The 25,682-nt window shown below is 70.2% G+C and carries 24 protein-coding genes and 1 tRNA gene; 6 read left to right on the top strand and 19 right to left on the bottom strand.

The features are described 5' to 3' along the window. Positions 1–81 precede the first annotated feature (81 nt). A complete protein-coding gene (locus QQX04_RS13405; protein ID WP_301130028.1) occupies positions 82–432 on the bottom strand; it encodes a DUF2200 domain-containing protein in 351 nt (116 codons plus the stop codon). 112 nt (positions 433–544) lie between these two features. Between QQX04_RS13405 and QQX04_RS13410 the strand changes: the two genes are divergently transcribed. Next, on the top strand, positions 545–1,747 hold the full coding sequence (locus QQX04_RS13410) for an alpha/beta hydrolase (RefSeq protein ID WP_301130029.1): 1,203 nt from the start codon (positions 545–547) through the stop codon (positions 1,745–1,747). A 132-nt stretch (positions 1,748–1,879) separates the two neighbouring features. Further along, the gene (locus tag QQX04_RS13415; RefSeq protein ID WP_301130031.1) at positions 1,880–2,113 is read left to right on the top strand and encodes a hypothetical protein; all 234 of its coding nucleotides are present in this window, start codon (positions 1,880–1,882) and stop codon (positions 2,111–2,113) included. Positions 2,114–2,230: 117 nt separating this feature from the next. Here the strand turns inward: QQX04_RS13415 and QQX04_RS13420 are convergent, their stop codons facing one another. From QQX04_RS13420 to tadA, 4 genes are all read right to left on the bottom strand, one after another. Beyond that, a complete protein-coding gene (locus QQX04_RS13420) occupies positions 2,231–3,328 on the bottom strand; it encodes an FUSC family protein (RefSeq protein WP_301130033.1) in 1,098 nt (365 codons plus the stop codon). Positions 3,329–3,417: 89 nt separating this feature from the next. Beyond that, positions 3,418–3,508 (bottom strand) — tRNA-Ser (locus QQX04_RS13425). 33 nt (positions 3,509–3,541) lie between these two features. Next, on the bottom strand, positions 3,542–4,636 hold the full coding sequence (locus QQX04_RS13430; protein WP_301130035.1) for an FUSC family protein: 1,095 nt from the start codon (positions 4,634–4,636) through the stop codon (positions 3,542–3,544). Further along, on the bottom strand, positions 4,633–5,106 hold the full coding sequence (gene tadA / locus QQX04_RS13435; protein ID WP_367312969.1) for a tRNA adenosine(34) deaminase TadA: 474 nt from the start codon (positions 5,104–5,106) through the stop codon (positions 4,633–4,635). The genes QQX04_RS13430 and tadA overlap by 4 nt, the downstream gene beginning before the upstream one ends. A gap of 52 nt (positions 5,107–5,158) precedes the next feature. Here tadA and upp point away from each other — a divergent pair, with 52 nt between their 5' ends. Then, positions 5,159–5,800, top strand: coding sequence for a uracil phosphoribosyltransferase (gene upp, locus QQX04_RS13440; protein WP_301130037.1), 642 nt, complete (start codon positions 5,159–5,161; stop codon positions 5,798–5,800). 78 nt (positions 5,801–5,878) lie between these two features. Here the strand turns inward: upp and QQX04_RS13445 are convergent, their stop codons facing one another. Then, positions 5,879–6,343, bottom strand: a complete 465-nt coding sequence (locus QQX04_RS13445; RefSeq protein ID WP_301130039.1) for a DUF3237 family protein — start codon at positions 6,341–6,343, stop codon at positions 5,879–5,881. A gap of 211 nt (positions 6,344–6,554) precedes the next feature. Between QQX04_RS13445 and QQX04_RS13450 the strand changes: the two genes are divergently transcribed. After that, positions 6,555–8,102: a GMC family oxidoreductase gene (locus QQX04_RS13450; RefSeq protein WP_301130040.1), complete on the top strand. Its 1,548-nt coding sequence runs from the start codon at positions 6,555–6,557 to the stop codon at positions 8,100–8,102. 165 nt (positions 8,103–8,267) lie between these two features. Here QQX04_RS13450 and QQX04_RS13455 read toward each other — a convergent pair whose 3' ends face one another. From QQX04_RS13455 to QQX04_RS13515, 13 genes are all read right to left on the bottom strand, one after another. Then, the gene (locus QQX04_RS13455) at positions 8,268–8,660 is read right to left on the bottom strand and encodes a nuclear transport factor 2 family protein (protein ID WP_301130042.1); all 393 of its coding nucleotides are present in this window, start codon (positions 8,658–8,660) and stop codon (positions 8,268–8,270) included. A 10-nt stretch (positions 8,661–8,670) separates the two neighbouring features. Beyond that, complete coding sequence (locus tag QQX04_RS13460; RefSeq protein WP_301130044.1) at positions 8,671–9,474, bottom strand: MoaF C-terminal domain-containing protein; 804 nt, start codon at positions 9,472–9,474, stop codon at positions 8,671–8,673. Then, a complete protein-coding gene (locus QQX04_RS13465; protein WP_301130046.1) occupies positions 9,467–10,609 on the bottom strand; it encodes a zinc-dependent alcohol dehydrogenase in 1,143 nt (380 codons plus the stop codon). The genes QQX04_RS13460 and QQX04_RS13465 overlap by 8 nt, the downstream gene beginning before the upstream one ends. Positions 10,610–10,694: 85 nt before the next feature. Next, complete coding sequence (locus QQX04_RS13470; protein WP_301130047.1) at positions 10,695–11,381, bottom strand: ABC transporter ATP-binding protein; 687 nt, start codon at positions 11,379–11,381, stop codon at positions 10,695–10,697. Then, entirely contained in the window at positions 11,378–13,204 is a 1,827-nt protein-coding gene (locus QQX04_RS13475; RefSeq protein ID WP_301130049.1) for a branched-chain amino acid ABC transporter ATP-binding protein/permease, read from the bottom strand. Before QQX04_RS13475 ends, QQX04_RS13470 begins: the two co-directional genes overlap by 4 nt. Beyond that, positions 13,191–14,054 carry a branched-chain amino acid ABC transporter permease gene (locus QQX04_RS13480; RefSeq protein WP_301130051.1) on the bottom strand — a complete coding sequence of 288 codons (864 nt, stop codon included), beginning with the start codon at positions 14,052–14,054 and terminating at the stop codon, positions 13,191–13,193. Before QQX04_RS13480 ends, QQX04_RS13475 begins: the two co-directional genes overlap by 14 nt. 79 nt (positions 14,055–14,133) lie before the next feature. After that, positions 14,134–15,369: an ABC transporter substrate-binding protein gene (locus tag QQX04_RS13485; protein WP_301130052.1), complete on the bottom strand. Its 1,236-nt coding sequence runs from the start codon at positions 15,367–15,369 to the stop codon at positions 14,134–14,136. 240 nt (positions 15,370–15,609) lie between these two features. Then, on the bottom strand, positions 15,610–16,413 hold the full coding sequence (locus tag QQX04_RS13490) for an HpcH/HpaI aldolase family protein (protein ID WP_301130054.1): 804 nt from the start codon (positions 16,411–16,413) through the stop codon (positions 15,610–15,612). Beyond that, positions 16,398–17,183, bottom strand: a complete 786-nt coding sequence (gene hpaH / locus QQX04_RS13495) for a 2-oxo-hept-4-ene-1,7-dioate hydratase (RefSeq protein WP_301130056.1) — start codon at positions 17,181–17,183, stop codon at positions 16,398–16,400. Before hpaH ends, QQX04_RS13490 begins: the two co-directional genes overlap by 16 nt. Positions 17,184–17,204: 21 nt before the next feature. Then, on the bottom strand, positions 17,205–18,362 hold the full coding sequence (gene hpaD / locus QQX04_RS13500) for a 3,4-dihydroxyphenylacetate 2,3-dioxygenase (RefSeq protein ID WP_301130058.1): 1,158 nt from the start codon (positions 18,360–18,362) through the stop codon (positions 17,205–17,207). Positions 18,363–18,418: 56 nt separating this feature from the next. Further along, positions 18,419–19,948: a 5-carboxymethyl-2-hydroxymuconate semialdehyde dehydrogenase gene (gene hpaE / locus QQX04_RS13505; RefSeq protein WP_301130060.1), complete on the bottom strand. Its 1,530-nt coding sequence runs from the start codon at positions 19,946–19,948 to the stop codon at positions 18,419–18,421. A gap of 23 nt (positions 19,949–19,971) precedes the next feature. Beyond that, the gene (locus tag QQX04_RS13510) at positions 19,972–20,649 is read right to left on the bottom strand and encodes a GntR family transcriptional regulator (RefSeq protein ID WP_301130062.1); all 678 of its coding nucleotides are present in this window, start codon (positions 20,647–20,649) and stop codon (positions 19,972–19,974) included. Further along, positions 20,646–22,157, bottom strand: a complete 1,512-nt coding sequence (locus tag QQX04_RS13515; RefSeq protein WP_301130064.1) for a fumarylacetoacetate hydrolase family protein — start codon at positions 22,155–22,157, stop codon at positions 20,646–20,648. The genes QQX04_RS13510 and QQX04_RS13515 overlap by 4 nt, the downstream gene beginning before the upstream one ends. 121 nt (positions 22,158–22,278) lie before the next feature. On the opposite strand from QQX04_RS13515, the gene QQX04_RS13520 reads away from it, so the two are divergent. Next, positions 22,279–24,165, top strand: coding sequence for an FAD-dependent monooxygenase (locus QQX04_RS13520; RefSeq protein ID WP_301130066.1), 1,887 nt, complete (start codon positions 22,279–22,281; stop codon positions 24,163–24,165). Between the two features lie 42 nt (positions 24,166–24,207). Further along, a complete protein-coding gene (locus QQX04_RS13525; protein ID WP_301130068.1) occupies positions 24,208–25,677 on the top strand; it encodes an NAD-dependent succinate-semialdehyde dehydrogenase in 1,470 nt (489 codons plus the stop codon). Positions 25,678–25,682 lie beyond the last annotated feature (5 nt).

The following is a 25,682-nucleotide window of genomic DNA, read 5'->3' on the forward strand; positions in this document are numbered from 1 at the left end:
GGAGGCCCGCCGACCCCTGGGCCCGGGGGGGCGCGCCCCCCCCGGGGCCCCCCCGCTCCTGCCGTATGCGCCGGAAGTCCGTCAGGCGCGCAGGATCGAGCTCATGCGCTTGCCGCGGGCCACCTCGTCGACGAGCTTGTCCATCCAGCGGATCTGCTGCATCAGAGGCTCCTCGATCTCCTCGACGCGCACGCCGCAGATCACTCCCGTGATGAGCCCGGAGTGCGGGTTCATCGCCGGGGCCTGGGCGAAGAACTCCTCGAGCGTCCGCTCGTCCGCCACCGCCTCGGCCAGCCCCGCGTCGTCGTAGCCTGTGAGCCACGCGATCACCTGGTCGACCTCGTCCTGGGTGTGGCCCTTGCGCTCCGCCTTCTTCACGTAGAGCGGGTAGATGCTCGCAAAGCTCATGCGGTAGATCTTGTGGCCAGCCATGACACTCCTCCGGGATGGATCGCTGCCGTCAAGGGTAGGCGCACCGTGCCGCGCGCGTGGGCGCGGCCCGCGGGGCAGTGACTCCGTGCGCCTCACCGGCTACCCTCGCTGTGTGGGTGGGGGTCGCTACACATTCGGGGACTGCGAGCTCGACGTCGCCGGCTACACGCTGGCGCGCGGGGGCACGCAGGTCTCCGTCGAGCCTCGAGTGTTCGACCTGCTTGCGCATCTGGTCACCCACCGCGATCGCGTGGTGACCAAGGAGGAGCTGCTCGACACCCTGTGGGGCACGCGTTTCGTCTCGGAAGCCGCGCTCACGACCGCGCTCCGCTCCGCGCGCCTCGCCGTCGGGGACAGCGGCAGCGCGCAACGGGTGATCCGTACCGTGCACGGCCGCGGCTACCAGTTCGTGGCCAGCGTGGCGACGCAGACGCCGCAGGCGGAGGTGTCGATCCCGCACGCCCCGCCGTCGCCCGGCGCGCAGCGGGTCCGCTTCTGTCACGCCGAGGACGGCGTGCGCATCGCCTACGCCGAGGTCGGGCAGGGCCCCGTGCTGATGAAGGCTGCCAACTGGATCACCCACCTGGACCTCGAATGGGGCAGTGCGGTGTGGAGCCACTGGCTCTACGGGTTGGCCGACGGCCGACGCCTGATCCGCTACGACGAGCGCGGATGCGGCATGTCGGACCAGGACGTGCCCAGCTCGACCTTCGAGGACTGGGTGAGCGACCTCGAGACCGTGGTCGACGCTGCCGGGCTGGACCGGTTCCCGCTTCTCGGCGTCTCGCAGGGCGGCGCCGTTGCGCTCGCGTACGCGGTCCGGCATCCGGAGCGTGTCACCCATCTGGTGCTGGCCGGGGCCTACGCCCGTGGCCGCATGGTGCGCGCCCGAGACGACGGCGAGCGGGCCGAGGCCGTGCTCGACCTCGACCTCGCCCGCGTCGGCTGGGAGCGAGACGACCCGAGCTTCATGCGGGTCTTCGCGTCCCAGTTCCTCCCTGGCGGCACCCTCGACGACTGGGACGACTTCACGCGCTTCCAGAAGCGGACTTGCTCCGGTGCGAACGCCGTGAGGTTCCTGGAGGAGTTCGGAAGCATCGACGTGAGGGACCTGCTTCCGCAGGTGTCATGTCCGACGCTGATCCTCCATTCGAGGGACGACAGGAGGGTGCCGGTGTCAGAGGCGCGCGACCTTGCCGCGCTCATCCCCGACAGCCGCCTGGTGCTGCTCGACAGCGCGAGCCATCTCATCGGCGCGGCGGAACCTGCCTGGCCTGAGTTCCTGTCCCATATCGACGCGTTCCTTGCGTCGTGACCTGCTGACCTTCACAAGGTGGTAGAGGTTCACCGCCACGAGGATCCCGTTGAGGACCACCATCGACGGGATGAGCATCAGTGCGTTGAACACGAGCAGCAGCGCTGAGGCCGCCAGGTTGAGCTGCCGAAGATGCAGCATGTCGCGCTGCGTCAGCGACAGCAGCAGGAGGGCGGAGCCGATCCAGCCGAGCGCCTCCGTCATCGCATCCCGATCATCAGGGCCGACGCGCTGCGCGCCGGCTCGGTGACCCAGCGGTCGCGCAGCGCTGTGCTGCTCACCTGGGATGCGCGGACGGTCCGTGCGTGGGATGCGTGGGGCTGTGGGTCTCGCGGCCTGGTGTGCGCGGCATCGGTCGCCGGGTGATTCCACTTGACCATGTCGACTCCTCTCTCGTGTGGCCCCGGTCAGGGCACCGAAAGATCGTCGTCCGGTCGGCTCGCGCAGACTTGAGGCGGACCTGAGGGGAGTCTGAGGGGCGCGTCAGCGCGGCGCTGCGTTGCCCGCCCGACGAGGTGCGGGGATGAGCGCGGCGAGCACTCCAAGCGTCGCTCCGACGAGGGTGTCGATCACCCGCTCGGGTGCGACCGTGGAGCCTGCTGTGCCTCCCGCCGACGTGACCAGCAGCAGCACGAGAGGGGTGATGAAGGTGAGGGCGAGCGCGTAGTGGCGCACGACGAGCAGCTCGATCGTGAACTGGAGCACGCCCAGCACCAGGGCCAGCGCGACGGTGCTCAGCGAGAGCTGCGCAAGGCCTGCGAAGAGGAGCGCGCCGGTGACCGTGCCGACGACGCGGTGGAGACCGCGTGAGGCGACGGCGCGGCGGGGCGCGCGCATCGCGACGACCGCCACTCCTGCGCACACGGTCCAGTAGGCGCGATCGGGGTCCACGATCGCGACGCTGAGGATGGTGCCGGTCAGTGCGACGGCGGCGACCCTGATCGCGACCGTCAGGCCGTCGACGCTCCACGAGGGTCCCGGTACGAGCGTGCGGAGCGGAGTCGCTGTAACGCGATGGCGGGAGAGGGCCAGCGGCGCGGCGGCGATGAGGGAGGCGAACGCCACGCCTGACGCGACAGCGCCCACGAACGACACCGGGTCGACATGGCGCACTCCGTCGGTCGCCATCGTGATGTGAGCCGACGAGCCGAACACGAGGACGAAGAAGATGGGCCCCGGAGGCCCCACGTCGAAGACCTGCGTGAGAAGGCCCGCGGCCACGGCGATCGAGATCAGGCCGACGGCGGTGGCGACCGCTGAGCCGCCAGCGGCTGCGCCGAGGGCGGCGCACAGCAGGAGAACGCTTCCGATCAACGGGACCGTCCGCGCGCGGTCCACGTGCTTCGCGCTGCCGAAGTACAGCAGTGCGAAGGCGCCGAGCGCAGCCTGGAAGCCGATCTCCGCGTGGCCCGCAGCGTTGCCGATGAGGATGGGCCCCGCGACGGCGATCGCCGCCTGGAGGCCGAGCGGCCATCGACGGTGGGGGTGGGGCCGCACGTCGCCGAGGCTGCGGACTGCGTGTGCCGCGGTGTCCATGGCGCGCCGCGTGCGAGACGGGCGGTCTCCGCGTTCCTGCGTCACATGGTCTCCTCGGGCCCTCGCGCGGGTCGGATCACCGACCGGGGAAGCAGTGAAGCCCCCGGCGCGCTCGGCGCCGAGGGCTTCCTCTGTGGCGGTGACGGTGGGATTTGAACCCACGGTACGGGGTTACCGTACACAGCATTTCGAGTGCTGCACCTTCGGCCGCTCGGACACGTCACCGCGAAGAAGGATACCCGTTGTTCACCGTGCCGCCTAATCGGCTGTGGGCGGCAGGTTGAGCCGCGCCGCCTGAGGCGGTCCAGGGGCGTGGATGAGTGCTGTCGCAACGGCCAGGCCCGCGCCTACGACGGTGTCGAGGATGCGTTCGCCGACCACGACCGGGGTGCCGAACTCGCCCGCTGCCGAGGTGACGATGATGAGCGCGAGGGGGGTGACCGCGGCCGTGGTGATCGCATAGTGCCGGGTGATCGCGAGCTCGGTGATGAACTGAAGCACGCCAAGGGTGAGGGCGAGCAGCCAGGGGTTCATCGGGGTCATTCCGAGCAGCATGTAGACGCCCACGCCTGCGATCGTGCCCACGGTGCGGTGGAGCCCGCGGGTGGCGGCGATGCCGCGCCCGGGCACGATGCCGACCACGACGACTCCGGCGGCCACGGTCCAGTAGGCGCGCTCCGGGTCGGTGTAGAGCATGCTGATCGCGGTGCCCAGCACGGCGACGATGGCAGTGCGGATCAGCATCTCCCGTGCCCCGCGGTCCCATTCGGGACGCGCCAGGATCTGGCGCAGCGAGCGGGGGACCACGAGCCAGTGCACGCGTCGCACGAGCGGCACGATGCTGGCGACCACCGCGAAGGCGCATCCGACGCTCACCCACCCCACCGTCGTCGTCCAGGGCTCACCCGCGGCTGTGGCGTGTGCCGACATGCCGTACACGATGACGGGGAAGAGCGGTCCGGGCGGCCCCAGCCGGTAGGCGTGCACGGCCGCGCCGACTCCGACGGCGACCAGGATGAGGCCGAGGCTCGTGAGAAGCGGGTGGGCTCCGACGGCGGCGCCGAGCGCAGAGGAGGCGACGAGCACCAGGCCGGCGAGTGGTCTCAGGCGGAGGCGCTCGAGCCGGGGGAGCGCCGCGAAGTAGGGGACCGTGAAGGCACCCACGCATGCGAGCAGGCCCTCCTCGACGTGCCCTGTTGCCGCTCCGATCAGCAGCGGCACCGTCATCACGACGGTCGCCTGGAGAGCGATCGGCCAGCGGGGCTCGCCCGGTGGTGCGATCGTGCCGAGGGTCGCGACCGCGCGCCTCATGCCGTCGCGCCAGATATCGCGCGTGCGGGGTGCTTCGGTCACTGCTCGCGGCGGCTCTCGAAGAAGTCGCGGAGCACCTGCGCACAGGCGTCCTCGCGCACGCCCGAGACGACCTCCACCTTGGCGCCGATCCTCGCGTCACGGACCACGTCCCACTGCGAGCCGGTGGCGCCCGCCTTCTCGTCCCACGCGCCGAGCACGAGGCGCGGGACCCGGGACTGCAGCACGGCGCCCGCGCACATCAGGCAGGGCTCCAGGGTGACAACGAGGGTGCACCCGTCGAGCCGCCAGGTGCCTCTGCGGTGGGCGGCGTCGCGCAGTGCGAGGATCTCGGCGTGGGCGCTCGGGTCGGCGTCCACCTCGCGGCGGTTCCTGCCGGTGCCGATCACCGCTCCCGACTCGTCGAGCACCACCGCGCCCACCGGGACGTCGCCTTCGGCTGACGCCTCGCGGGCGAGCACGAGCGCAGCGTCCATCGCCTCTCCGTAGGCGGCGTCATGCAGGCTGTTCATGGCGGCCACGGTACTGCCCCGCGGGGCCCACGTGCTGGGTAGGCTGTCCCCCATGGAGCTCCACGTCGCGAACCACCCGCTCATCGACCACAAGGTCACGATCCTGCGCGACAAGGAGACGACGTCGCCTGTCTTCCGTCTGCTCGTCGACGAGCTCGTGACGCTGCTCGCGTACGAGGCGACGCGTCACGTGCGGGTCGAGGCGCGCGAGGTGGAGACGCCTCTCACGAAGACGGTGGGCACCCGCATCTCGGACCCGCAGCCGATCATCGTGCCGATCCTGCGCGCGGGTCTCGGCATGCTCGACGGCATGACGCGGCTCATGCCGAACGCCGAGGTCGGCTTCCTGGGCCTCAAGCGCGACGAGGAGACGCTCGAGGCGATCACGTACGCCAACCGCCTGCCCGATGACCTCACCGGTCGCCAGGTGTTCCTTGTGGATCCGATGCTCGCCACGGGTGGCTCGCTCATCATGGCGATCGAGTACGTGCTGGAGCGCGGTGCGACCGACGTGACGTGCGTGTGCCTGCTCGCTGCGCCCGAGGGCATCGACAACGTGCGCAATGCTGTCGGCGACCGTGCGAACGTGAACGTGGTCGTGGCCAAGGTGGACGACCACCTCAACGAGGTCGGCTACATCGTGCCGGGCCTCGGCGACGCGGGCGACCGTCTTTACGGCATCATCGACCACTAGTCCTCGACGCGCCTTCAGCGGCGCCCGTCGTCCGACGGCCGTGACGGCCCTCGCGCCCGGACGCCCCGACGCGTCCGGTCACCCCACCCGGTACGCCGTGTAGGACACGGTGTCCGCGCCCCTCACGGCCGAGGCGAGGAAGAGCGACTGCTGCGTCCACGCGAGCTCGGGGTCGGACGACTCGAGCGTGACCGCGGTGCGGAACGTGTACGCGTCGGAAGAGACCTGCTCGCCGCGCAGCAGCGCCTCGAGCACCTCGGGAGGACCTGAGCGGAGTCCTCGCGCGTGGATCAGCACGAAGCCTCCCGTCGAGGTCCTCGCGGTGTAGGTCGCATCCACCTCGATCGCGCCGTCGGGCCGGACGATCTGCCAGTCCGCCCCGCCGGGGAGCAGCACTCCCTCGAGCTCGCCGCTGACGGTGCCACCGACGATCGGCACGACCCTCCGGTGACCCACGCGGGTCATGCCGTGGTCCTCGAGCGGGCCGAGCTCGACCTCCACGTGGAACGAGCGGGTGAGGGTCGGCACTGGCGCGTCGGTCATGTCCTCACGCTACCGGCGGCAGGAGGCTGTTCGTCCTCCGTCATCAGCGGCGCGCTCTGCGTCAAGCCCCCTCCAGGCGTCGGCCTGCACAATGGCACCGGCAGGCCCGTCGACGATGATCGGCCGCTTCCTACCGCCCCGGGGGTCGAGCTCCCGTCGCGGTGGGCGGCTCCGCGTCGAGGGCTCATTGGCCTGAGCGAAGGGAAGTCACATGTCAACGAGGACTGCGATCGTCGTGGGAGCGGGTTCGGCGGGTGCCGTGGTGGCGCGCCGCCTCATCGACGCGGGGGTGTCCGTCACGCTGCTCGAGGCGGGCGGCGAGGACACGAATCCTGCGATCCACGATCCGTCCCGGATGGGTGAGCTGTGGCACAGCGAGGACGACTGGGACTACCGGACCGTCCCTCAGGAGCACGCCGCAGGCCGGCGGCTTCACCTGCCCCGTGGCAAGGTCCTCGGTGGCTCGCACGCGCTCAACGCGATGATCTGGGTGCGCTGCGCACCTGCCGACTTCGACGCGTGGGCCGCCCAGGGCAACACCGGCTGGGCCTGGAAGGACGTGCTTCCCGTCTACAAAGCGATCGAGGACTTCTCGGGCGGCGAGTCGGAGCTGCACGGCGTCGGCGGCCCGCTGCCCGTGACCGACGACTACGAGCTGCACCCGATCCAGCGCGCCATCATGGACGCGGCGGTCGAGGAAGGCCTTCCCCTCAATGAGGACTACAACGGCGAGAGCCTCGAGGGTGTCTCGCAGCAGCAGGTGACGATGCGCGACGGCGTGCGTGCCAATACGTGGACCGAGTACCTCAAGCCCGTGCGGGACAGGCTCGACATCCTCGTCGGCGCGCACGTCCACTCCGTGCTCATCGAGGACGGCCGCGCGGTCGGAGTCCGCTACCGCTTCGACGGCGAGTATGTGGAGCTCAGGGCCGACGAGGTGGTGCTCGCCGCGGGCGCGCTCGACTCTCCCCCCATCCTCATGCGTTCGGGAATCGGCCCGGCCGACGAGCTCTCGGCGCTCGGCATCGACGTGGTCCGCGACGCGCCCGGTGTGGGCAAGAACCTGCACGACCACTTCCTGGCGCCCGTGATCTTCACGACCACGAAGCGCGAGGTGGGCCCGCCGCAGTCAGGCATGTCCGTCACCCAGTCCCATCACTTCTGGACGAGCCTTCCCGAGCTTCCGGTCCCCGACACGCAGCCGATCCACTTCTCCGTGCCGATGTACGGCGAGATGCTCGAGCCGCGCGGCGACGACGGCTTCTCGCTCATGGCGGGCATCGTCACCCCGAAGAGCCGCGGCACGATCGCGCTGTCCGGTCCGGGCCTCGACGACCCGGTGCTGATCGACCCGCAGGTGCTCGCCGATGAGGACGACGTGCGCTCGATGGTCGCCTCAGTCCGCAAGTGCCGCGCCATCGGCCGCCAGCCTGCGCTTGCCGACGAGTGGGGTGCCGAGGAGATCTACCCCGGCCCCGACGTCGCGGACGACGAGGTCGAGGACTACGTGCGTCGCACGATCGTCACGTACCACCACCAGGTGGGCACGTGCCGGATGGGTGTCGACGACGAGGCAGTGGTGGACCCGCGCCTCAAGGTGCATGGCATCGAGGGTCTGCGCGTCATCGACGCCTCGATCATGCCGACGGTGACGACCGGCAACACCAACGCCCCGGCGGTCCTGATCGGCGAGCTGGGCGCGCGCTTCATGCTCGAGGATCTTGCGCTCACGGTGGGCGCGAAGACTGCCGTCGCCTGACGGGAGTCGCAGCTCAGGGTCTCTCTCCTCCTCCCTGACGGGGCCGGCGATCGGCAGCATCCCGATCGCCGGCCCTTCTGCATGCGCGGGTGCCGCGTGACCGCCCCTGGACGCGAAAGGAGGGCCCGCCGGTGGTCGGCGGGCCCTCCCTGGATTCGGTTGCGGCTAGCGGTCCTGTGCCGCGGCGTTCACCAGCTCGCTGTCCACGACCTGCTCGAAGCGGACCACCTTCCCGTCGGCGAGGTTCCACACGTGGGCGACTCGCGCACTGAATGGCCGGCCCGTGACACGGTGCGTGCCCGAGTACGTGCCGAGGCCCACGACGGTGTCGCCGCCGTCGATCACGTCCTCGATGACCAGCTGGAAGCCCTCCCAGTCGGCCTGGATCCGCGCGAACACGTTCTCCAGCACCGCCTGCGGCCCGACGTACGTGCCGGCGTACGGGAAGCCGGCCGCCTCGGTCCACGACACGTCGGGCGCGAGCGGCGCGAGCATGCCGTCCATGTCGCCGCGATCGGAGGCGGCGTAGTGGTCCTTGATGATGTCAGCGTTGCTCATCGTGGTCCTCTCAGACGGGCTGGGCGTCGGGATACTCGACGGAGCCCAGCGGGTAGATGTGCCCTCCTGCGCGAGAGTGCTCGGACTCGCCCTGGCCGTTGAGACCCAGGAAGATGCCCGTGGTGCGCAGCTGGTAGCCCAGGTCATGCAGCCACACGCTCGCCACGGCGATCCTGAACTCGCGGAAGCAGAACAGGTAGATGCCGTGCTCGAAGCGCCACACCGTCGACAGGTCCGTGTCGCCGTGGCCGCGCTGCACTCCCTCGAGGCACTGCCACGAGTAGCGCTGGCTGGACAGGTACACGTGCTCGTACAGGTGGTACGGGCTGTACCTGTAGACGTTGCGCTTGCCGATCAGGTCGCGGCTGGGCCCCGGCACGTCCCCGGTCGGCTCGCCGCCATCGGTGACGCCCGCCCAGAACTCCTGCGTGACCTGCGGGGTGCCCTCGACCGCCTCGTCGGCGATGTGGGACACGATCGCCATCGCGCGATGCGTGCGCGACGACCAGATGAGGGTGAGCGCGGTGCGCTCGCGGCTCGTGAGCGGCAGGTTCACGTAGTGGACGTCCGGCCGCACCGCGACCGCGTCGTACGGGTCGATGGTGCCGTCGGCGGCCTCGATCGTGCCTGTCGCGCTCCACGTCACCTCGGACGCGCCGAAGTCCAGCGACAGCGACGTGCCGTCGTCGAGCGTGAGAGCGATGCGGGTCCCCGAGAGGTCCTCGTTCGGCAGGCGGTACGTGTCGATCCCGGCCGCGAACTCGTCGTAGGTCCGCCACTCGTCCAGTGCCGGGTCGGTCGTCGTCTCAGTCATGCGTGTCCTCCTCGGTTGTTCTCCAGGGGTCGAGCACGGCCTTGACGACGCCGTCGGCGCGCGACTCGATCAGAGCGAACGCGTCGGCGACCTCATCGAGGCCGAAGGTGTGGGTGACGATCTCCTCGAACGGGAGGTCGTCGCGGCTGAGCAGGGCGATCGCGGGCTCGAAGCCGCCCGCCGAGAGGAAGCTCGGCAGCACGTCCACCTCGCGGGTGAGCAGCTCCTCGTCAGCGAGGAACGTGACCGGTGCCGCGGCGCCGCAGGCGCCTGCGAGCACGACCCGTCCTCCGCGCCGCACCATCCGTACGGCGTCCTGCTGGGCGCCGGTGAGGCCGGCGGCCTCGATCACCACGTCGGGGGCCATCCCCGCGCAAGCGTCCTTCACCGCGCTGGCGGTGTCGGAGACCGCGCGCACGTTCACTGTCGCGTCTGCGCCGATCCGGGTGGCGAGCGCGAGCCGCTCGTCGCGCGTGCCCACGACCACGACCCTGCCCGCGCCCGCACTGCGTGCGGCGGCGGCGACCAGCAGGCCGACGGGTCCCGGCCCGATCACGACCACCACGTCACCGGGAGTCACGCGGCCGCGCGCGATCGCGCGGTGCGCGACGGCCAGCGGCTCCACGAGTGCGGCACGCTCCCACGGCATGTCCTGCGGCAGGCGATGGACGACGGCCTCAGCGGGGACGTGGAGGTATTGGGAGTAGCCGCCCCACAGGCCGGGCGCCACCGTCCGGGGGATGTTCACGCCGTACTGGCGGCCACGCGTGAGTCCCGTCGCCATGTCGTCCTGCTCGCACAGGTTGTAGCGACCTTCGCGGCAGCGCGCGCACGAGCGGCACGGCAGGAGCATCTCGACCGCGACCCTGTCGCCCACCCCGACACCGCGGGTGGCGGAGGCGGCGGCGCCGATCGCGGCGATCTCGCCCACGAACTCGTGGCCGGGCACCAGGGGGAACGGGTCGCCGATGTGTCCCGCGAGCAGGTGCAGATCGGTCGCGCAGATGCCGACGCGCATGACCTTCACCACCAGCTGGTCGTCCGAGGGGGCGGGGACCAGCGCCGTCTCGTGGGTGAGGGTGTCCGCCGCGGAGAACACCACCTGTCTGCTCATCGCGAGCGTGCTGTCGGTCATCGTCTGCCTTCCGGGTCGGCGTGAATGGGAGCGGGGTCCGCCGCACGAGCGTGGCCTCGCGCGACGGACCCCGCGGCTCGTGAGGTCATCCGAGGTAGGCCTGCTTCAACAGGTCCTCGTCGGACAGCAGGCCCTGAGGCTCGCCCTGATAGGAGACGCGGCCGCTCGTCACGACGACCGCGTCGTCCGCGACGCCGAGCGCCATGTGCGCGAACTGCTCCACGAGCAGCACACCCACGCCGGTCTCGGAGATCTGCTTGATGATGGGCATGAGCCGCAGGAACACCACGGGCGCCAGCCCGAGCGACATCTCGTCCAGCAGCAGATAGCGGGGCTTGGCTGCGAACGCGCGGGCGAGCACCACCATCTGCTGCTCGCCACCTGACAGCAGCACGGTCGCGTTGTCGATCCGCTTCTCCAGCTCGGGGAACAGCGCGAGCGCCTCCTCGAAGTCCGCCTGGGTGCGGGCCGTCAGCTTGAGGTTCTCCCGCACCGTCAGCGACGGGAAGATCATCCTGCCCTGCTCCACATGCTTGAGCCCGGCCGTCGAGCGGCGCCGACGTGACAGCTTCCGCAGATCGGTGCCATCCATCGTGATGGTCCCGCCGGCAGCCTGGACGACGCCCGAGATCGCTTCCAGCAGGCTCGTCTTGCCGGCGCCGTTGGGGCCGACCAGCGTCGTGATCTTCCCCGGCTCCACCTCGAGCGAGACGTTCGAGATCACCGGGCCGATGCCGCGTCGCACCGTGACATCGTCGAGGACCAGGCTCATGACACCATCTCCGTCTCTCCCATGTAGGCCTTGAGGACCTCGGGGTTCGCCAGCACGTCCTCCTGCCGGCCGGTGGCGAGCACCTGGCCGAAGTTGAGGACCACGAGGTTGGAGCAGACGCTGCGGACCAGGTCCAGGTCGTGCTCGATGATGAGGAGGCTCACGCCGAACCGTTCCGGCACCGCCCTCAACCGATCGGCGAAGGCGACATGCTCCTCGTGGGAGAGGCCCGCCGCTGGCTCGTCGAGCAGCAGCAGCTTGGGCCCGGCAGCGATGTTGGCTGCCACCTCGATGAGGCGGCGCGTGCCCACGTCGACCATCTGGAGCGGCGCCTGCGTGCCAGGGCATCCGAAGAAGGCGAGCACCTCGTCGATCAGGTCCTCATCCACCTCCTTGCCACCGACGAAGCGGGCGTAGGCGCCGACCGTCATGGTTGAGGGCACGCGGTCCTGCTGGAACGTGCGTCGCAGGCCGGCCCGTGCGATCTTGTGCGGCGCCAGCGAGTCGAGCTCGACCCCGTCCAGCGTCACCGAGCCCGTGTGATGCGGAAGGAACCCGGTGAGGGAGTCCACGAAGGTGGACTTGCCTGCGCCGTTGGGACCGATCAGGCCGAGGATCTCGCCCTCGTGGAGCTGCATCGTCACGTCGGACAGCGCCACCACGGCGCCGAACTCGACTCTCAGGTCCTTCACCTCGAGCAGCACGTTGTCGCTCGCCGCGGGCACAGGTGCGCCCACGGGTTCAAGCGAGACGAGCGTCGACTCGATCGAGTTGAGGCCTCGCTTGCGCTGCCACGCGAGGATCATGCGTCGCAGGTCGTTGCCCATGCTCGACTTGGTGGTCAGCGCCTGGATTCCGAGGACCGCGTAGATGATGCTCGCCCACTCGAGCGGGATGTTGAACTGCTTGAGGATCTCCGGGATCAGCACGAACAGGATGCCGCCGAAGAACGCCATCTCGATGAGGTGCGCGCCGACCGCCATGGACAGCACGTACAGGCCCAGCGAGTTGAGGGTCTGGAACGTGATGTAGTTCGCGGTGGTGATCTGGCCGACCATGAGCGAGCCCGCGATGCCGCCGATGAAGGCGCTCACCATGAAGGCGCTCAGCTTGGCCGAGGTGACCGAGGTGCCGGTGGACGCCGTGCCTCGCTCCGAGAACGCGACCATCCGCCAGCCCGCACCCCAGCGGGAGCGCTGCAGGTAGAACACCCCGAGGGCGACGATGATGACGACGCCGGCGACGAACAGGAAGTACGAGCGGTTGCCCGACAGGTCCTCGGCGCCGGGGATGCCGAACGGGCGCTGGACACGCTCGTTGGTCCACTGGTCGGGGAACGAGACCTTCTGCAGCGTCATGTCGAGCGCCGCAGCCACGCCGAGCGTCACGACTGCGAGGTTCACGCCACGCAGTCTCAGCGCCGGCAGGCCGACGATGAGGCCCAGCAGTGAGGCGGCGGTCGCGCCGACGAGCATGGCGACGACGAACGCGGCGCCCCCGAGCAGCTCTGGCAGGGCCGTCTGCGTCATCAGCAGGTCCATCACCCAGCCGCCGACGGCGGCGAAGGACAGCTGGCAGAGCGCGATCATGCCTGCCGTGCCGGTGACGATTCCGAGGCCGAGCAGCGACATCATGGCCACGAGCACGGAGGTCGCGATGAGCAGCCAGTAGTCGGGAAGTGCGAAGGCGAGGCCGGTGGCGAGGACGGTGACGCCCAGGGCGACGGCCCACGGGAACCACCACGGACCGTGGCGGCGGGGAGCGGGGGAGCCGGCGTCGGGCTGACGGCTCGAGGTGGCGGCGGTGGTGTCAGCGAGCGACATCCCAGACCTCCTTGCGCTGGTTCCACAGCAGGAACAGGACGATGACGGTGAGCGGCACCCAGTCGGTGAGCAGGGTGATGCTCGGGAAGCCGGTGAGGACGCCCTGGAGGGCGCCGACGAGGAGGCCGCCGGCGACGGCGAGCCACACGTTGGTGAACGCGCCCACGAGCGCGGCGGCCGCGGCGGGGATGAGCAGCACGATCATCGAGTTGGCGCTGCCCGCCTGGGCGTTGCCGACGATCGAGATGAACAGGGCCGACATCGCGCCGGTCTGCGCCCACACGAACAGCTGGAGGCCCTTGACGTTGATGCCGAGCAGCTCGGCGGCGGTCTGGCGGTCGGCGATGGCGCGAAGCCGCACACCCAGGGAGGTCTTCGTGAGAAGGAGCCTCGAGACCGCCGCGATGCCCACCGCGAGCGCGAGCATCAGCACGCCCACCTTGGTGACGGCGATGTCCCCGAAGGTGAACAGCGGACCCACCAGGAGCGGCGGATTGGCCTGCGGCCTGGTGCCGAAGACGAGGAACGACAGGGAGATGAGCCCCAGGAGCGTCGCGACCGTGACGGCTGAGCGGGCGGTGGTGCTCGACTCGCCGAGCCAGGTCGCGATGATCCAGCCGAGCAGCGCGGAGATCGCCGCCGCCGTCACCATCGCGATCAGGATGATCACCCAGGTGGGGAGGTCGAGCGGGATGAACCTCAGCGAGAGGTAGGCGCCGAAGACGCCGACTGCGACCTGCGAGAAGTTGATGACGCGGGTCAGGGTGGCCATGAGGACGAGCAGCACGCCGAATGCGGCGTACAGGCCGCCCGAGCTCAGGCCGACGACGAGGGAACCGAGGATGTCCACGATGCTCCTTGGGTTGTCGTTGCCGGGGCGCCGCGAGGGGGTCTGTCGACCCCCTCGCGGCGGTGGGATCCCGGTCGGGTCAGGTGCCGGCCGGGACGGTGGAGTACTGCCAGCCGATCTCGTCGCCGATCAGCAGCGGTCCGAGCGACTCCCACTCGTTGGTGCCGGCACGGAGCACCACCGGGTAGGCGGTGTTGTTCGGCTGGTGGAAGTCGGCGTCGCCGAAGAGGAACGGCGCCTGGGCGATCGGCGAGTCGATCGGGTCGGTCATGCCCTTCGCCGCGGCCGTGAAGCTCTCGCGGGTGACGTCACCGTCGATCGACTCGAGGATGTCGATGAAGTACTGCGCCGCGAGGTAGCCGCCCTGCGAGAAGGCGGTCTTCGGGACGCCGTGGGCATCCATCGAGTCGGCCCAGTCCTGCATGCCGTCGATCGTCATGTCGCCGTAGGGCGCCCACTCGGCCGGCAGGTAGATGTCCGAGCTGTAGGCGGCCGAGGCGGCGAACTGGTCGGAGTAGGCCGAGGTGAGGACGAGGACGGGGAGGTCCACGCCCTGGTTGGAGGCCTCACCGAGGAGCGCGAGGACGGCGTCGCCGACCTCCGCGACGAAGAGCGCGTCGCACGTCTCCGACTTGAGGCTCGAGACGTTGCCCGCGTAGCTCGCCTGGCCGCGCACGAGCGTCGTGTCGAGGTAGGAGAGCTCCTTGCCGGTCGAGGCCGACCAGGAGGCGATGGCCTGCTCGTAGGCCGCCTTCGCGGCAGCCTCATCCGGGACCATGATCGCGCAGATGTTCTCGAAGCCCAGCTCCTCGGATCCGTAGTAGAGCGTCGCGAACGTGTCGAAGTACGGACCCGTGTTGGTGGGGGCGATGTTCGGTGTCGCGAAGCAGTAGGGGTCCACTCCGGTGCCCTGGATGGAGACGATGCCGTTCTCCTCCCAGGTGGTGTGGTTCACCGCGCAGTCGAGCAGCGAGGAACCGCCCACGAGCGCGACCGCGCCGGACGAGAGTGCGTCCTGCGCGGCGGTCGCGGAGGCTGCCGGGTCGGTCTTGTCGTCGTAGACGGTGTAGTCGATCGGGCGTCCGTCGAGTCCGCCGGCGGCGTTGTAGTCGTCGAACACCGCCTGGACGGCCTCGGGCGCCTCGGGGAAGAAGGTCAGGCCGCTGAGCGCCGCGACGACGATCGGGTCGCCGGTGGCTGCGCTGCCCTCGCTCGAGGGGTCGTCGCTGGCGGACGTGCCGGAGCAGGCGGCGAGCGTGAGCGCGCCGACCGCGGCGATGGCTGCGACCGCCTTCAGGTTGCGTGAACTGTGCATGGGTGCGTGCCTCTCATGTCATGGCGGGACGGCGTTGTCTCGCGCGAGGAGCGCTCGTGTCACGTTGCACGATGACCCGCTCGACGGTGGCTCGCGCTGCGTCTTCGCAGCGATAGGGACCGTTCCGGGGCCGGTGCACTCCCTTGTTCTCAGGCTAGGAAGGGCCTGGATGATGCCCTAGACCAACGGGGCACGGGAGTTGTCTATGCGTGAACGTGTCGTGCACGCATCGTCATGGCGTCAGTACGAGGGGCGCGAATCGGCGCCGGGCTCGGGCGTCCACCGGGCCGCGAGGGCCTCGGATCCGCGCGCGAGCATGGCCACATCTGCGGCGACGAGGACGAAGCTCGCACCCTCGTCGAGGTATTGCTGAGCGGCATTCGGGTCGAAGGCGTTGACGCCCACCGGCTTGCCCGCCGCGCGGACTGCGGCGAAGGCGCGCAGCACGGCGGCCACCACGTCGGGGTGGGTCTGCTGACCGAGCAGCCCCATGGAGGCGGCCAGGTCGCTCGGCCCGACGAACACTCCGTCGACGCCTTCGACTGCGGCGATCTCACCTGCGGCGTCGACCGCCTCGGCCGTCTCCACCTGGACCAGGAGCGAGACGTGGGATCCAGCGTCGGCCAGGTACCCGTCGACCCTGTTCCAGCGTGCCGAGCGCGACAGCGCGGAGCCGACGCCGCGACGTCCGAGCGGGGGATAGCGCACCGCCTCGACGGCGGCCCGCGCCTCCTCGGCCGACGCCACCATGGGGACGAGCACTGTCTGCGCGCCGAGGTCGAGCACCTGCTTCAGCAGCACAGGGTCGTTCGCGGGCACCCGCACCACCGGCGTGGTCGGGTAGGCGGCGACGGCCTGGAGCTGCGCGAGCACGGACTCGAGGCCGTTCGGTGCGTGCTCCATGTCGATCAGCAGCCAGTCCAGGCCCGCGCCCGCGCAGATCTCGGCGACGACGGGCGAGCCGGAGCACACCCACATCCCGGCGAGAGGTCGGTCGGACGCGTCGAGCCGGTCGCGCAGGGTCGGGTCTAGACGAAGCGGCATGAGATCGTCCCCATCGGTCCGTAGTCGGCGAGCACCGTGTCACCAGGGTGCACCCACATGGGTCGCGTGAACGAGCCGGCGAGGATGATCTCGCCCGCCTCGAGCGAGTCGCCGTGCTGCGCGAGCTTGTTGGCGAGCCAGGCGACGCCGGTCGCCGGGTGGTTCAGGACGGCCGCGGCGACGCCCGACTCCTCGATGACCTCGTTGCGGTACAGGAGCGCCGAGACCCAGCGCAGGTCCACGGCGTCCGGGGCCGTCGGGTTGCCCCCGTAGACCATGCCGCCCATGGCCGCGTTGTCGGAGATGGTGTCCACGATCGTGCGGCCGTGCATCTCGATCCGCGAGTCGAGGATCTCGAGCGCAGGGATCACGTACTCGGTGGCGCGCATCACGTCGAACACCGTCACCTCGGGCCCCTCGAGCGGCTCGCCGAGGACGAAGGCGAGCTCGACCTCGATGCGGACGTTGGAGAAGCGCGCGTGCTCGATCGTCGAGCCGTTCTCGAACACCATGTCCGCGAAGATCGCGCCGTAGTCCGGCTCAGTGATGCCCGTCGCCGCCTGCATCACCTTGCTCGTCAGCCCGATCTTGCGGCCGACCGAGCGGCGGCCCGAGGCGATGCCTCGACGCCGCCACTCGTTCTGGACCGCGTACGAGTCCTCGACCTCCATGTCCGGGTAGCGGGCGGTGAGCAGCGGCACGGGCGTGCGCGTCCGCTCGGCCTCGGCGAGCTCGTCTGCGATGGCGACGATCGTCTCAGGGGGGAGCATGGATGCCTCCTCGGGCGTGGGTCAGAGCTGGTGGCCGAGCTTGTACTCGCCCTGCTTCCAGGCGGGCAGGTCCTCGGGGTCGTCGCTGGCGCGGGTGTAGCTGAATCCGTCGGCGCCGATCGTGACCTCCATCTCGGAGTCGTCGGTGCGCGCGATCACGGGCTGTGGCTTCCCGTCCAGGTCGAGCACGAGCGACGCCTCGGTGTACCAGGTGGGGACCACGGGGTTGCCCCACCAGTCGCGACGCTGGTTGTCGTGGACGTCCCACGTGATGACGGGGTTGTCGGGGTCGCCCGTGTAGTAGTCCTGCGTGTAGATCTCGACGCGGTGGCCGTCGGGGTCGCGCAGGTACAGGTAGAAGGCGTTGGAGACGCCGTGGCGGCCGGGGCCGCGCTCGATCCTGTCCGACAGGCGCAGCGCGCCCAGCTTGTCGCAGATCGCGAGGATGTTGTGCTTCTCGTGGGTGGAGAAGGCGACGTGGTGCATGCGGGGGCCGTCGCCGCCGGTCATGGCGGTGTCATGGACGGTCGGCTTGCGACGCATCCAGGCGGCGTAGACGGTGCCCTCCTTGTCCTGGATGTCCTCGGTGACGCGGAAGCCCAGGTCCTGCATGAACTTCGCGGCGCGCGGCACGTCCGGGGTGACCTGGTTGAAGTGGTCCAGCCGCACGAGCGCTCCGGGCGTGTACAGGTCGTAGCGCCAGGCGAGGCGCTCCACGTGGTCCACGTCGTAGAAGAACTCGTAGGGGAAGCCCAGCGGATCCTCCACGCGCACCGAGTCGCCGATGCCCTTGGTGAAGCCCTCCGCGCGACGCTCCACACGGCAGCCGAGCTCCGTGTAGTAGGCGACCGCCTTGTCGAGGTCCTCGGGCGTGCGGACACGGTACGAGAAGGCGGCGACGGCGGCCACCGGACCCTTGCGGAGCACGAGGTTGTGGTGGATGAACTCCTCGAGCGAGCGCAGGTAGATGACCTCGTCGTCCTCCTCGGTCACGGTCAGGTCCAGCACGTCCACGTAGAAGGCGCGCGAGGCGGCGAGGTCGGTGACCACCAGCTCCATGTAGGCGCAGCGCAGGATGTCCGGCGGCTCCACGCTGGGCGTGGGGATCGGGTTGTCCGTGTGGATGGGGGCTTCCTCGGTGACGAAGAAGCCCGAGCTGGTGGGCTTGCGGTCCTTCATGGTGGCGCTCCTTTGCGTCGAAGTGGTGGACCGGCCGTGACGGCCGTGCGGCGTGGCTAGTGGTCGGTCGCCTCGCGGCCGAAGGTGGGGTTGTGGACCTTGCCGAGCGTGATGTGCACGGACTGCTGATCCGTGTAGAAGTCGATCGAGCGGTAGCCGCCCTCGTGGCCGAGCCCGGAGGCCTTCACACCTCCGAACGGGGTGCGCAGGTCGCGCACGTTGTTCGAGTTGAGCCACACCATGCCTGCCTCGACCGACTGCGAGAAGTTATGGGCCCGCTTGAGGTCATTGGTCCAGATGTAGGCGGCGAGCCCGTACTTCGTGTTGTTCGCGAGCGCGAGCGCCTCCTCGTCCGTGTCGAACGGGGTGATCGCCACGACGGGGCCGAAGATCTCCTCCTGGAAGATGCGGGCGTCGGGTGCGACGTCGGCGAAGACGGTGGGCTCGACGAAGTTGCCCGTCTCGTGCCCGGCGGGGCGTCCGCCGCCTGCGACGAGGCGTCCCTCGGACTTGCCGAGCTCGACGTAGCTCATGACCTTCTCGAAGTGCTCGGGGTGGACGAGCGCTCCCACCTCGGTGGCGGGGTCGTGGGGGAGGCCCACGCGGACCCGCTTGGCCTGCGTGGCGTAGCGCTCCACGAACTCGTCGTAGACGTCGCGCTGGACCAGGATGCGGCTGCCGGCGGTGCAGCGCTCCCCGTTGAGGGAGAAGACGCCGAAGATGGTGGCGTCCACGGCGGCCTCGATGTCCGCGTCGGCGAAGACCACCGCAGGGCTCTTGCCGCCGAGCTCCATGGACAGGCCCTTGAGGTAGGGGGCGGCGTTGCCGAAGATGAGCTGTCCGGTGCTGCTCTCGCCGGTGAACGAGATGAGCGGCACGTCGGGGTGCTTCACGAGCGCGTCGCCCGCGTCCTCGCCCATGCCGTTGACCAGGTTGAAGACGCCCGCGGGCAGCCCGGCCTCCTCGAAGATCTCGGGCCACAGCGAGGCGGACAGCGGCGTGAACTCGGCCGGCTTGAGGACGACGGTGTTGCCGGTCGCGAGGGCCGGGCCGAGCTTCCACGACTCGAGCATGAACGGCGTGTTCCACGGCGTGATGAGCCCGGCGACGCCGATCGGCTTGCGGTTGACGTAGTTGATCTGGCGGCCCGGCACCTTGTAGGTGTCGTCGGCCTGGGCGACGATCAGGTCCGCGAAGAAGCGGAAGTTCTCGGCGGCGCGGCGCGCCTGGCCGAGAGCCTGGGTGATCGGCAGGCCCGTGTCGAAGGACTCGAGCTCGGCGAGCCGGGCGTCGCGGGACTCGACCACGTCGGCGATGCGGTGCAGGATGCGCGAGCGCTCGCGGGGGAGCATGCGCGGCCACGGGCCCTCGGTGAACGCGGTGCGTGCCGCCTCGACCGCACGCTCGATGTCGGCCTTCTTGCCGGCGGCCGCCTCCACGTAGACCTCGTTCGAGACCGGGTCGAGCACTCCGAAGGTGTCGCCGTCGAGCGACGGGACCGACTCGCCTCCGATGTAGTGCAGGATCCGGTCGGGAAGATCGGCGGGGACGTGACGCTCGACGGTGAGCGTGGTGGAGTCGGTCATGGTGGCCTCCGGGGTGGCGGATCTCAGATGTCGATGAGGCTGGATGCCTCGTCGGGGTGTTCATGGGTGACGTAGGCGTTCAGGGTGGCGACCCTGTGCCGACGGGCGGCGTCCTCGATGGCGGACAGGGGCGCGCCGGACTCGATGAGGGTGAGGATCACCTCGTGCTCCCTCACCGACTCCTGCGCGCGTCCGGGGACGAAGATGAAGGTCGACTCGCGCAGGTGGCCGAGCCGTCCCCACTCGGCGGACACGAGCTCGACCATGCGTGGGTTGCTGCACCGTTCGAACAGGGTCGTGTGGAACTCGCGGTTGAGCTGCGTGAAGGTGCGCGGGTCGAAGTGGTCGAGCGTGTCGATCATCTGGGCGTTGACGGCGCGCGCCTTCGCGATGTCCTCGGCGTCGAGGCTCCGGGCGGCGAGCGCGGTGGCGGCGCCCTCGAGGATCCCGAGCGACTGCATGCTGTACCGGTACGCCTGGTCGTCGACCATGGCGACGCGGGCGCCGACGTTGGTCTCGAACACCACGAGGCCCTCGGCCTCGAGCTGACGGATGGCCTCGCGCACGGGGACGACGCTCATGTCGTTCTCGGCTGCGATGGTGCCCAGCACGAGCCGGTAGCCGGGGCTGAAGCGCTGGTCGGTGATGCGCTCCTTGATCCAGTCGTAGGCGCGCTGGGACTTGCTCTGGGTGACGGTCATGAGTCCTGATCCTCCCGCGTCGCGTCGTAGCGGGCACGCCATTCGGCGTTCATGGGGAACAGTCCGTCGACGGGGTTGCCCTCCTTGACGCGGTCGGCGATCCAGGCGTCCTCGGCCTCCTGGGCGAGCGCTGCCTCGGCGATCTCGCGCGCCATCGTCGGCGGGAGGACGATCACGCCGTCGTCGTCGCCGACCAGGATGTCTCCGGGCTGCACCGCTGCGCCTCCGCAGGCGATCGTGGTGTCGATCTCCCAGGGCACGTGCTTGCGGCCGAGCACGGCGGGGTGCGGCCCGGCGGTGTAGACGGGCAGCCCTGTGGCCGCGACGGCGGCGGCGTCGCGGACGCCTCCGTCGGTGACGACGCCCTGTGCCCCGCGTGAGTGGGCGCGGATGGCGAGGATGTCGCCGAGCGTGCCGGACCCTGACTCGCCGCGGGCCTCGATGACGATGACGTCTCCGTCGCGCACGGTGTCGAAGAGCCTCTTCTGCGCGTTGTAGCCGCCTCCGTGGGAGGCGAACAGGTCCTCGCGTCGGGGGATGAAGCGCAGGGTGCGGGCCACCCCGACCATGCGGCGGCCGGTGACGAGCGGGCGGACGCCGTCGATGGTGACGTTCTCAAGCCCCTTGCGTCGCATCTGGGCGGAGAGGGCCGCGACGGGGGTCTGCTCGAGGATCGCACGCAGCTCGTCGTCGAGCGGCGCGGGTCCGGCAGGTGCGGCGGGGGGCAGGCCCGCGGCCTCGCGTGATCCCCACGCTTCGGTGCGCTGGAGGTCGTCGATGGCGGGCATGGACCCGAGCGTCGGGTCGAACGGTGTGGTGCCCTGCGTGACGGTGGTGGTGAGCCTGCCGCTGCTGGCGCCGGTGGCGGGGGAGTCGACCTCGACCTCGACCACGTCGCCTGGCACGATCACGGAGGAGCCGGCGGGGGTGCCCGAGAGGATGACGTCGCCAGGCTCGAGCGTGAGGTGCTGCGACAGGTCGGCGACCATCTGCGCGAGCGGGAACATGAGGCCAGCGGTCGTGTCGTCCTGCGCAAGGGAGCCGTTGACCCAGGCGCGGACCCTGAGCGCGGTGGGGTCCACGGTGCGTGCATCGATCAGGGTGGGGCCGAGCGGCGTGAAGCCCTCGCCGCCCTTGGACCGGACGTTGGAGCCACGGTCGTTGGCGCGCAGGTCGTACAGGCCCAGGTCGTTGCCGGCCGTGACCCAGCCGACGTGGCTCCAAGCCTCCTCGAGCGGCACGTGCCGTGCGGCGGTGCCGATCACGAGCGCGATCTCGCCTTCGAAGGCGAGCAGCTCGGTGCCGTGCGGGCGCTCGACGGTGCCGCCGGACGCGGCGACGGAGCTGGACGGCTTGAGGAAGTAGGAGAGGGCGTCGGGACGACGGCCGCGCTGGGCGGCGCGGGACTCGTAGGCCTGATGGATCGCGATGATCTTGCCCGGGCGTGACGGGAGGGCGGTGAACCGCGGGTCCGGGGTGGTGGTCCCGGTGGCCGTCTGATCGCTCATGAGCTCCCTCGCACTTGATTGGTATTTCAAATCGTATATGATCGGTCGGGACGGGGCAACCCTGACGGTCGACGAGGACCGGCGGGACAGGCCCGAGACTGACGCGGACGAAGGAGTCGGCATGCAGTTCCACCACCACGGCTACGTGTCCGGGGATCCGAGGATCAGCCCGGCCGCAGCCACGCTCGCCCCCGAGGAGCTCCCCGACGAGGTCGACGTGCTGATCGTCGGCGCCGGGCCGGCGGGCATGATCCTCGCGGCCCAGCTCGCGCAGTTCCCCGACATCGTCGCCCGAGTCGTCGAGCGCAGGCCCGGGCGCCTCGAGGTAGGCCAGGCCGACGGCATCCAGGCACGCAGCGTCGAGACCTTCGAGGCCTTCGGCTTCGCCCAGCAGATCACCGCCGAGGCGTACCAGATCAGCTCCATGAACTTCTGGGCCCCCGACCCCGCCGACCACAGCCGCATCGTCCGCGCCAGCCGCGCGATCGACGACCCCACCGGCATCAGCGAGTACCCGCACCTCATCGTCAACCAGGCGCGCGTGCTCGACTACTTCGCCGCCTCCATGGCCGCCGCCCCCACCAGGCTCACCCCGGACTACGGCTACGAGTTCGTCTCGCTCGAGGTGCACGACGGGGAGCCGCACCCCGTCGCGGTCACCCTCGCCCACACCGCGGGCGAGCAGCAGGGGACCGAGCGCGTCGTGAAGGCCAAGTACGTCGTCGGCTGCGACGGCGCCCGCAGCGGCGTCCGCGAAGCGATGGGGTTGAAGATCGAAGGCAACCAGGCCATGCACGCCTGGGCGGTGCTGGACGCGCTCGCGGTCACCGACTTCCCCGACATCCGCACCAAGTGCGCCATCCAGTCCGTCGAGGGAAGCATCCTGCTGATCCCGCGCGAGGGCGGCTACCTGTTCCGCATGTACGTGGACCTGGGCGACCTCGCCCCCGAGGACCACGGTCGCGTGCGCAGCACCACCGTCGAGGAGGCCATCGCTCGCGCCAACGCGATCCTCGCGCCCTACACGCTCGACGTCCGCGACGTCGCCTGGTTCTCCGTCTACGAGGTGGGCCACCGCATCGCCCCCCGCTTCGACGACGCACCCCAGCGCGCCGACGGCCTTCCTCGCGTCTTCATCGCTGGCGACGCGTGCCACACCCACAGCGCCAAGGCGGGTCAGGGCATGAACGTGTCCATGCAGGACGGCTTCAACCTGGGCTGGAAGCTCGCGACGGTGCTGCGGGGGGGAGCGCCGCGGGAGCTGCTCGCCACCTACGATGCCGAACGCCACGAGATCGCGCAGAACCTCATCGACTTCGACCGCACCTGGTCCACGATGATGGCCAGCAAGCCGGACGAGTCGAGCGACCCCGACGCCCTTGCCGAGTTCTACACGCGCACGGCAGAGTTCCCCGCGGGCTTCATGACCTGCTACCCGCCCTCCATGATCGTCGGTACGGACACGCACCAGGCGCTCGCGGCGAAGGTGACAGTGGGGAAGCGCTTCCGGTCGTGGCCCGTCCGGCGCGTGGCCGACACGGTGCCGGCGCACCTGGGCCATCACGCCAAGGCCGACGGCAGGTGGCGCGTGTACGCCTTCGCGGACCGCGGCGGCCTCGCGCTTCACGACTGGGCGGAGGCGGTGACCGACGTCCGCGACGGCGCCGTCGCCCGCGTCACCCCGCTCGGCGCAGACCTGGACTCCGTGCTCGACGTGAAGGCGATCTACCAGGAGCCCTACGACGAGGTTGCGCTTGAGAGGGTTCACCCGCTGTTCCTGCCACGGGTCGGTCCCTTCGGGCTCATCGACTACGAGAAGGTCTACGCCGCCGACCCCGAGGACGACATCTTCGACGCTCGCGGCATCTCCCGCGACGGCTGCGTGGTCGTCGTGCGGCCCGACCAGTACGTGGCGCACGTGCTCCCCCTGTCCGAGCCTGAGGCGCTCACCGCCTTCCTCGCGCAGCACCTCCACGCCGTCTCCACCGAACCCTCCATGAGCCACTGACACCAGGCGGACGGCCGCGTCCGCCAGAAGGAGCGACATCGCATGAGTCCCCACCAGCACGACCTCCTCGCCCAGGTTCCCGACCGGCTGTTCATCGGCGGACAGTGGCGCGAGGCCTCCGACGGAGCGAGGCTCGACGTCCGCGATCCCGCGACGGGGGAGGTGTTGCGCACCATCGCCTCGGCCACGGTCGAGGACGGCAAGGCGGCGCTCGACGCCGCGTGCGACGCCGGCCCCGCGTGGGAGGCCACGCCCGCCCGCGTCCGCTCCGAGATCCTCCGCAAGGCGTTCGAGATCGTGACCGCCCGCGCCGAGGACTTCGCCCTGCTCATGACCCTCGAGATGGGCAAGCCCCTGCACGAGGCCAGGGGAGAGGTGGCCTACGGGGCCGAGTTCCTGCGATGGTTCGCCGAGGAGGCGCCGCGAGTGTCCGGGCGGTACGGGGCGAACCCCGAAGGCACCGGCCGGATGATCGTGACGCAGCATCCCGTCGGCCCCTGCTACCTGATCACGCCGTGGAACTTCCCCCTCGCGATGGCGACCCGCAAGATCGCGCCAGCCCTCGCCGCGGGCTGCACCGCGGTCATCAAGCCTGCCGAGCTCACGCCCCTCACGACGCTGCTGCTGGCCTCGGTCTTCGAGGAGGCCGGGCTTCCCGACGGAGTGCTGAACGTCCTCACGACCCACCACTCTGGCGCGATGTCGGAGCCGATCGTGCGGGATCCGCGTCTGCGGAAGCTCTCGTTCACCGGATCCACGCAGGTGGGCATCCGGCTGCTCGAGCAGGCCGCCTCCGGCGTGCTGCGCACCTCGATGGAGCTCGGCGGCAACGCGCCGTTCGTCGTCTTCGACGACGCTGACCTCGACAAGGCCGTGGACGGGGCGATCGCCGCGAAGTTCCGCAACATCGGCCAGGCGTGCACCGCCGCCAACCGCTTCATCGTGCATCGCAGCATTGCCGAGGAGTTCGCGCGCCGCGTCACCGAGCGGGTGACCGGGATGAAGGTCGGCGCGGGGACGGAGGAGGGCGTGGCGATCGGTCCGCTCATCGACGACCGTGCGGTGGCCAAGGCCTCCGAGCTGGTCGCCGACGCCGTGGGACGGGGCGCTCAGCTGCGCGTCGGTGGCCGTGCCATCGATGGCCCGGGGACCTTCTTCGAGCCCACCGTCGTCTCGGACGTGGCCGCGGGGAGCGAGATCCTCCGCGAGGAGATCTTCGGCCCGGTCCTCGCGATCGTGCCGTTCGATTCGGAGGAGGAGGCGGTGAGCATCGCGAACGACACCGAGTACGGTCTCGTCTCCTATGTCTACACGGAGTCGCTCTCGCGCGGTCAGCGCATGATCGAGCAGCTGGCCACGGGGATGATGGGCCTCAACGTGGGGGTCGTCTCCAATGCCGCGGCGCCGTTCGGCGGCTGGAAGATGTCGGGCCTGGGCCGCGAGGGCGGGGCTGAAGGCATCCACGAGTACCTGCAGACCAAGTACACCCTCACGCCGGATCCCCGCGCGTGATCGCG

Source organism: Demequina zhanjiangensis (assembly GCF_030418315.1).
In the GTDB taxonomy this organism is placed as follows: Bacteria; Actinomycetota; Actinomycetes; order Actinomycetales; family Demequinaceae; genus Demequina; species Demequina zhanjiangensis.

Excerpts from the sequence above, each read along its gene's own strand:
- upp (WP_301130037.1), top strand. The coding sequence starts at position 5,159 with ATGGAGCTCCACGTCGCGAACCACCCGCTCATCGACCACAAGGTCACG.
- tadA (WP_367312969.1), bottom strand. The coding sequence starts at position 5,106 with ATGAACAGCCTGCATGACGCCGCCTACGGAGAGGCGATGGACGCTGCG.
- QQX04_RS13445 (WP_301130039.1), bottom strand. The coding sequence starts at position 6,343 with ATGACCGACGCGCCAGTGCCGACCCTCACCCGCTCGTTCCACGTGGAG.
- hpaH (WP_301130056.1), bottom strand. The coding sequence starts at position 17,183 with ATGCTCCCCCCTGAGACGATCGTCGCCATCGCAGACGAGCTCGCCGAG.
- QQX04_RS13475 (WP_301130049.1), bottom strand. The coding sequence starts at position 13,204 with ATGTCGCTCGCTGACACCACCGCCGCCACCTCGAGCCGTCAGCCCGAC.
- QQX04_RS13460 (WP_301130044.1), bottom strand. The coding sequence starts at position 9,474 with ATGACTGAGACGACGACCGACCCGGCACTGGACGAGTGGCGGACCTAC.
- QQX04_RS13405 (WP_301130028.1), bottom strand. The coding sequence starts at position 432 with ATGGCTGGCCACAAGATCTACCGCATGAGCTTTGCGAGCATCTACCCG.
- hpaD (WP_301130058.1), bottom strand. The coding sequence starts at position 18,362 with ATGAAGGACCGCAAGCCCACCAGCTCGGGCTTCTTCGTCACCGAGGAA.
- QQX04_RS13465 (WP_301130046.1), bottom strand. The coding sequence starts at position 10,609 with ATGACCGACAGCACGCTCGCGATGAGCAGACAGGTGGTGTTCTCCGCG.
- QQX04_RS13515 (WP_301130064.1), bottom strand. The coding sequence starts at position 22,157 with ATGAGCGATCAGACGGCCACCGGGACCACCACCCCGGACCCGCGGTTC.
- QQX04_RS13510 (WP_301130062.1), bottom strand. The coding sequence starts at position 20,649 with ATGACCGTCACCCAGAGCAAGTCCCAGCGCGCCTACGACTGGATCAAG.
- QQX04_RS13485 (WP_301130052.1), bottom strand. The coding sequence starts at position 15,369 with ATGCACAGTTCACGCAACCTGAAGGCGGTCGCAGCCATCGCCGCGGTC.
- QQX04_RS13450 (WP_301130040.1), top strand. The coding sequence starts at position 6,555 with ATGTCAACGAGGACTGCGATCGTCGTGGGAGCGGGTTCGGCGGGTGCC.
- hpaE (WP_301130060.1), bottom strand. The coding sequence starts at position 19,948 with ATGACCGACTCCACCACGCTCACCGTCGAGCGTCACGTCCCCGCCGAT.
- QQX04_RS13525 (WP_301130068.1), top strand. The coding sequence starts at position 24,208 with ATGAGTCCCCACCAGCACGACCTCCTCGCCCAGGTTCCCGACCGGCTG.
- QQX04_RS13520 (WP_301130066.1), top strand. The coding sequence starts at position 22,279 with ATGCAGTTCCACCACCACGGCTACGTGTCCGGGGATCCGAGGATCAGC.
- QQX04_RS13415 (WP_301130031.1), top strand. The coding sequence starts at position 1,880 with ATGCAGCATGTCGCGCTGCGTCAGCGACAGCAGCAGGAGGGCGGAGCC.
- QQX04_RS13470 (WP_301130047.1), bottom strand. The coding sequence starts at position 11,381 with ATGAGCCTGGTCCTCGACGATGTCACGGTGCGACGCGGCATCGGCCCG.
- QQX04_RS13455 (WP_301130042.1), bottom strand. The coding sequence starts at position 8,660 with ATGAGCAACGCTGACATCATCAAGGACCACTACGCCGCCTCCGATCGC.
- QQX04_RS13490 (WP_301130054.1), bottom strand. The coding sequence starts at position 16,413 with ATGCCGCTTCGTCTAGACCCGACCCTGCGCGACCGGCTCGACGCGTCC.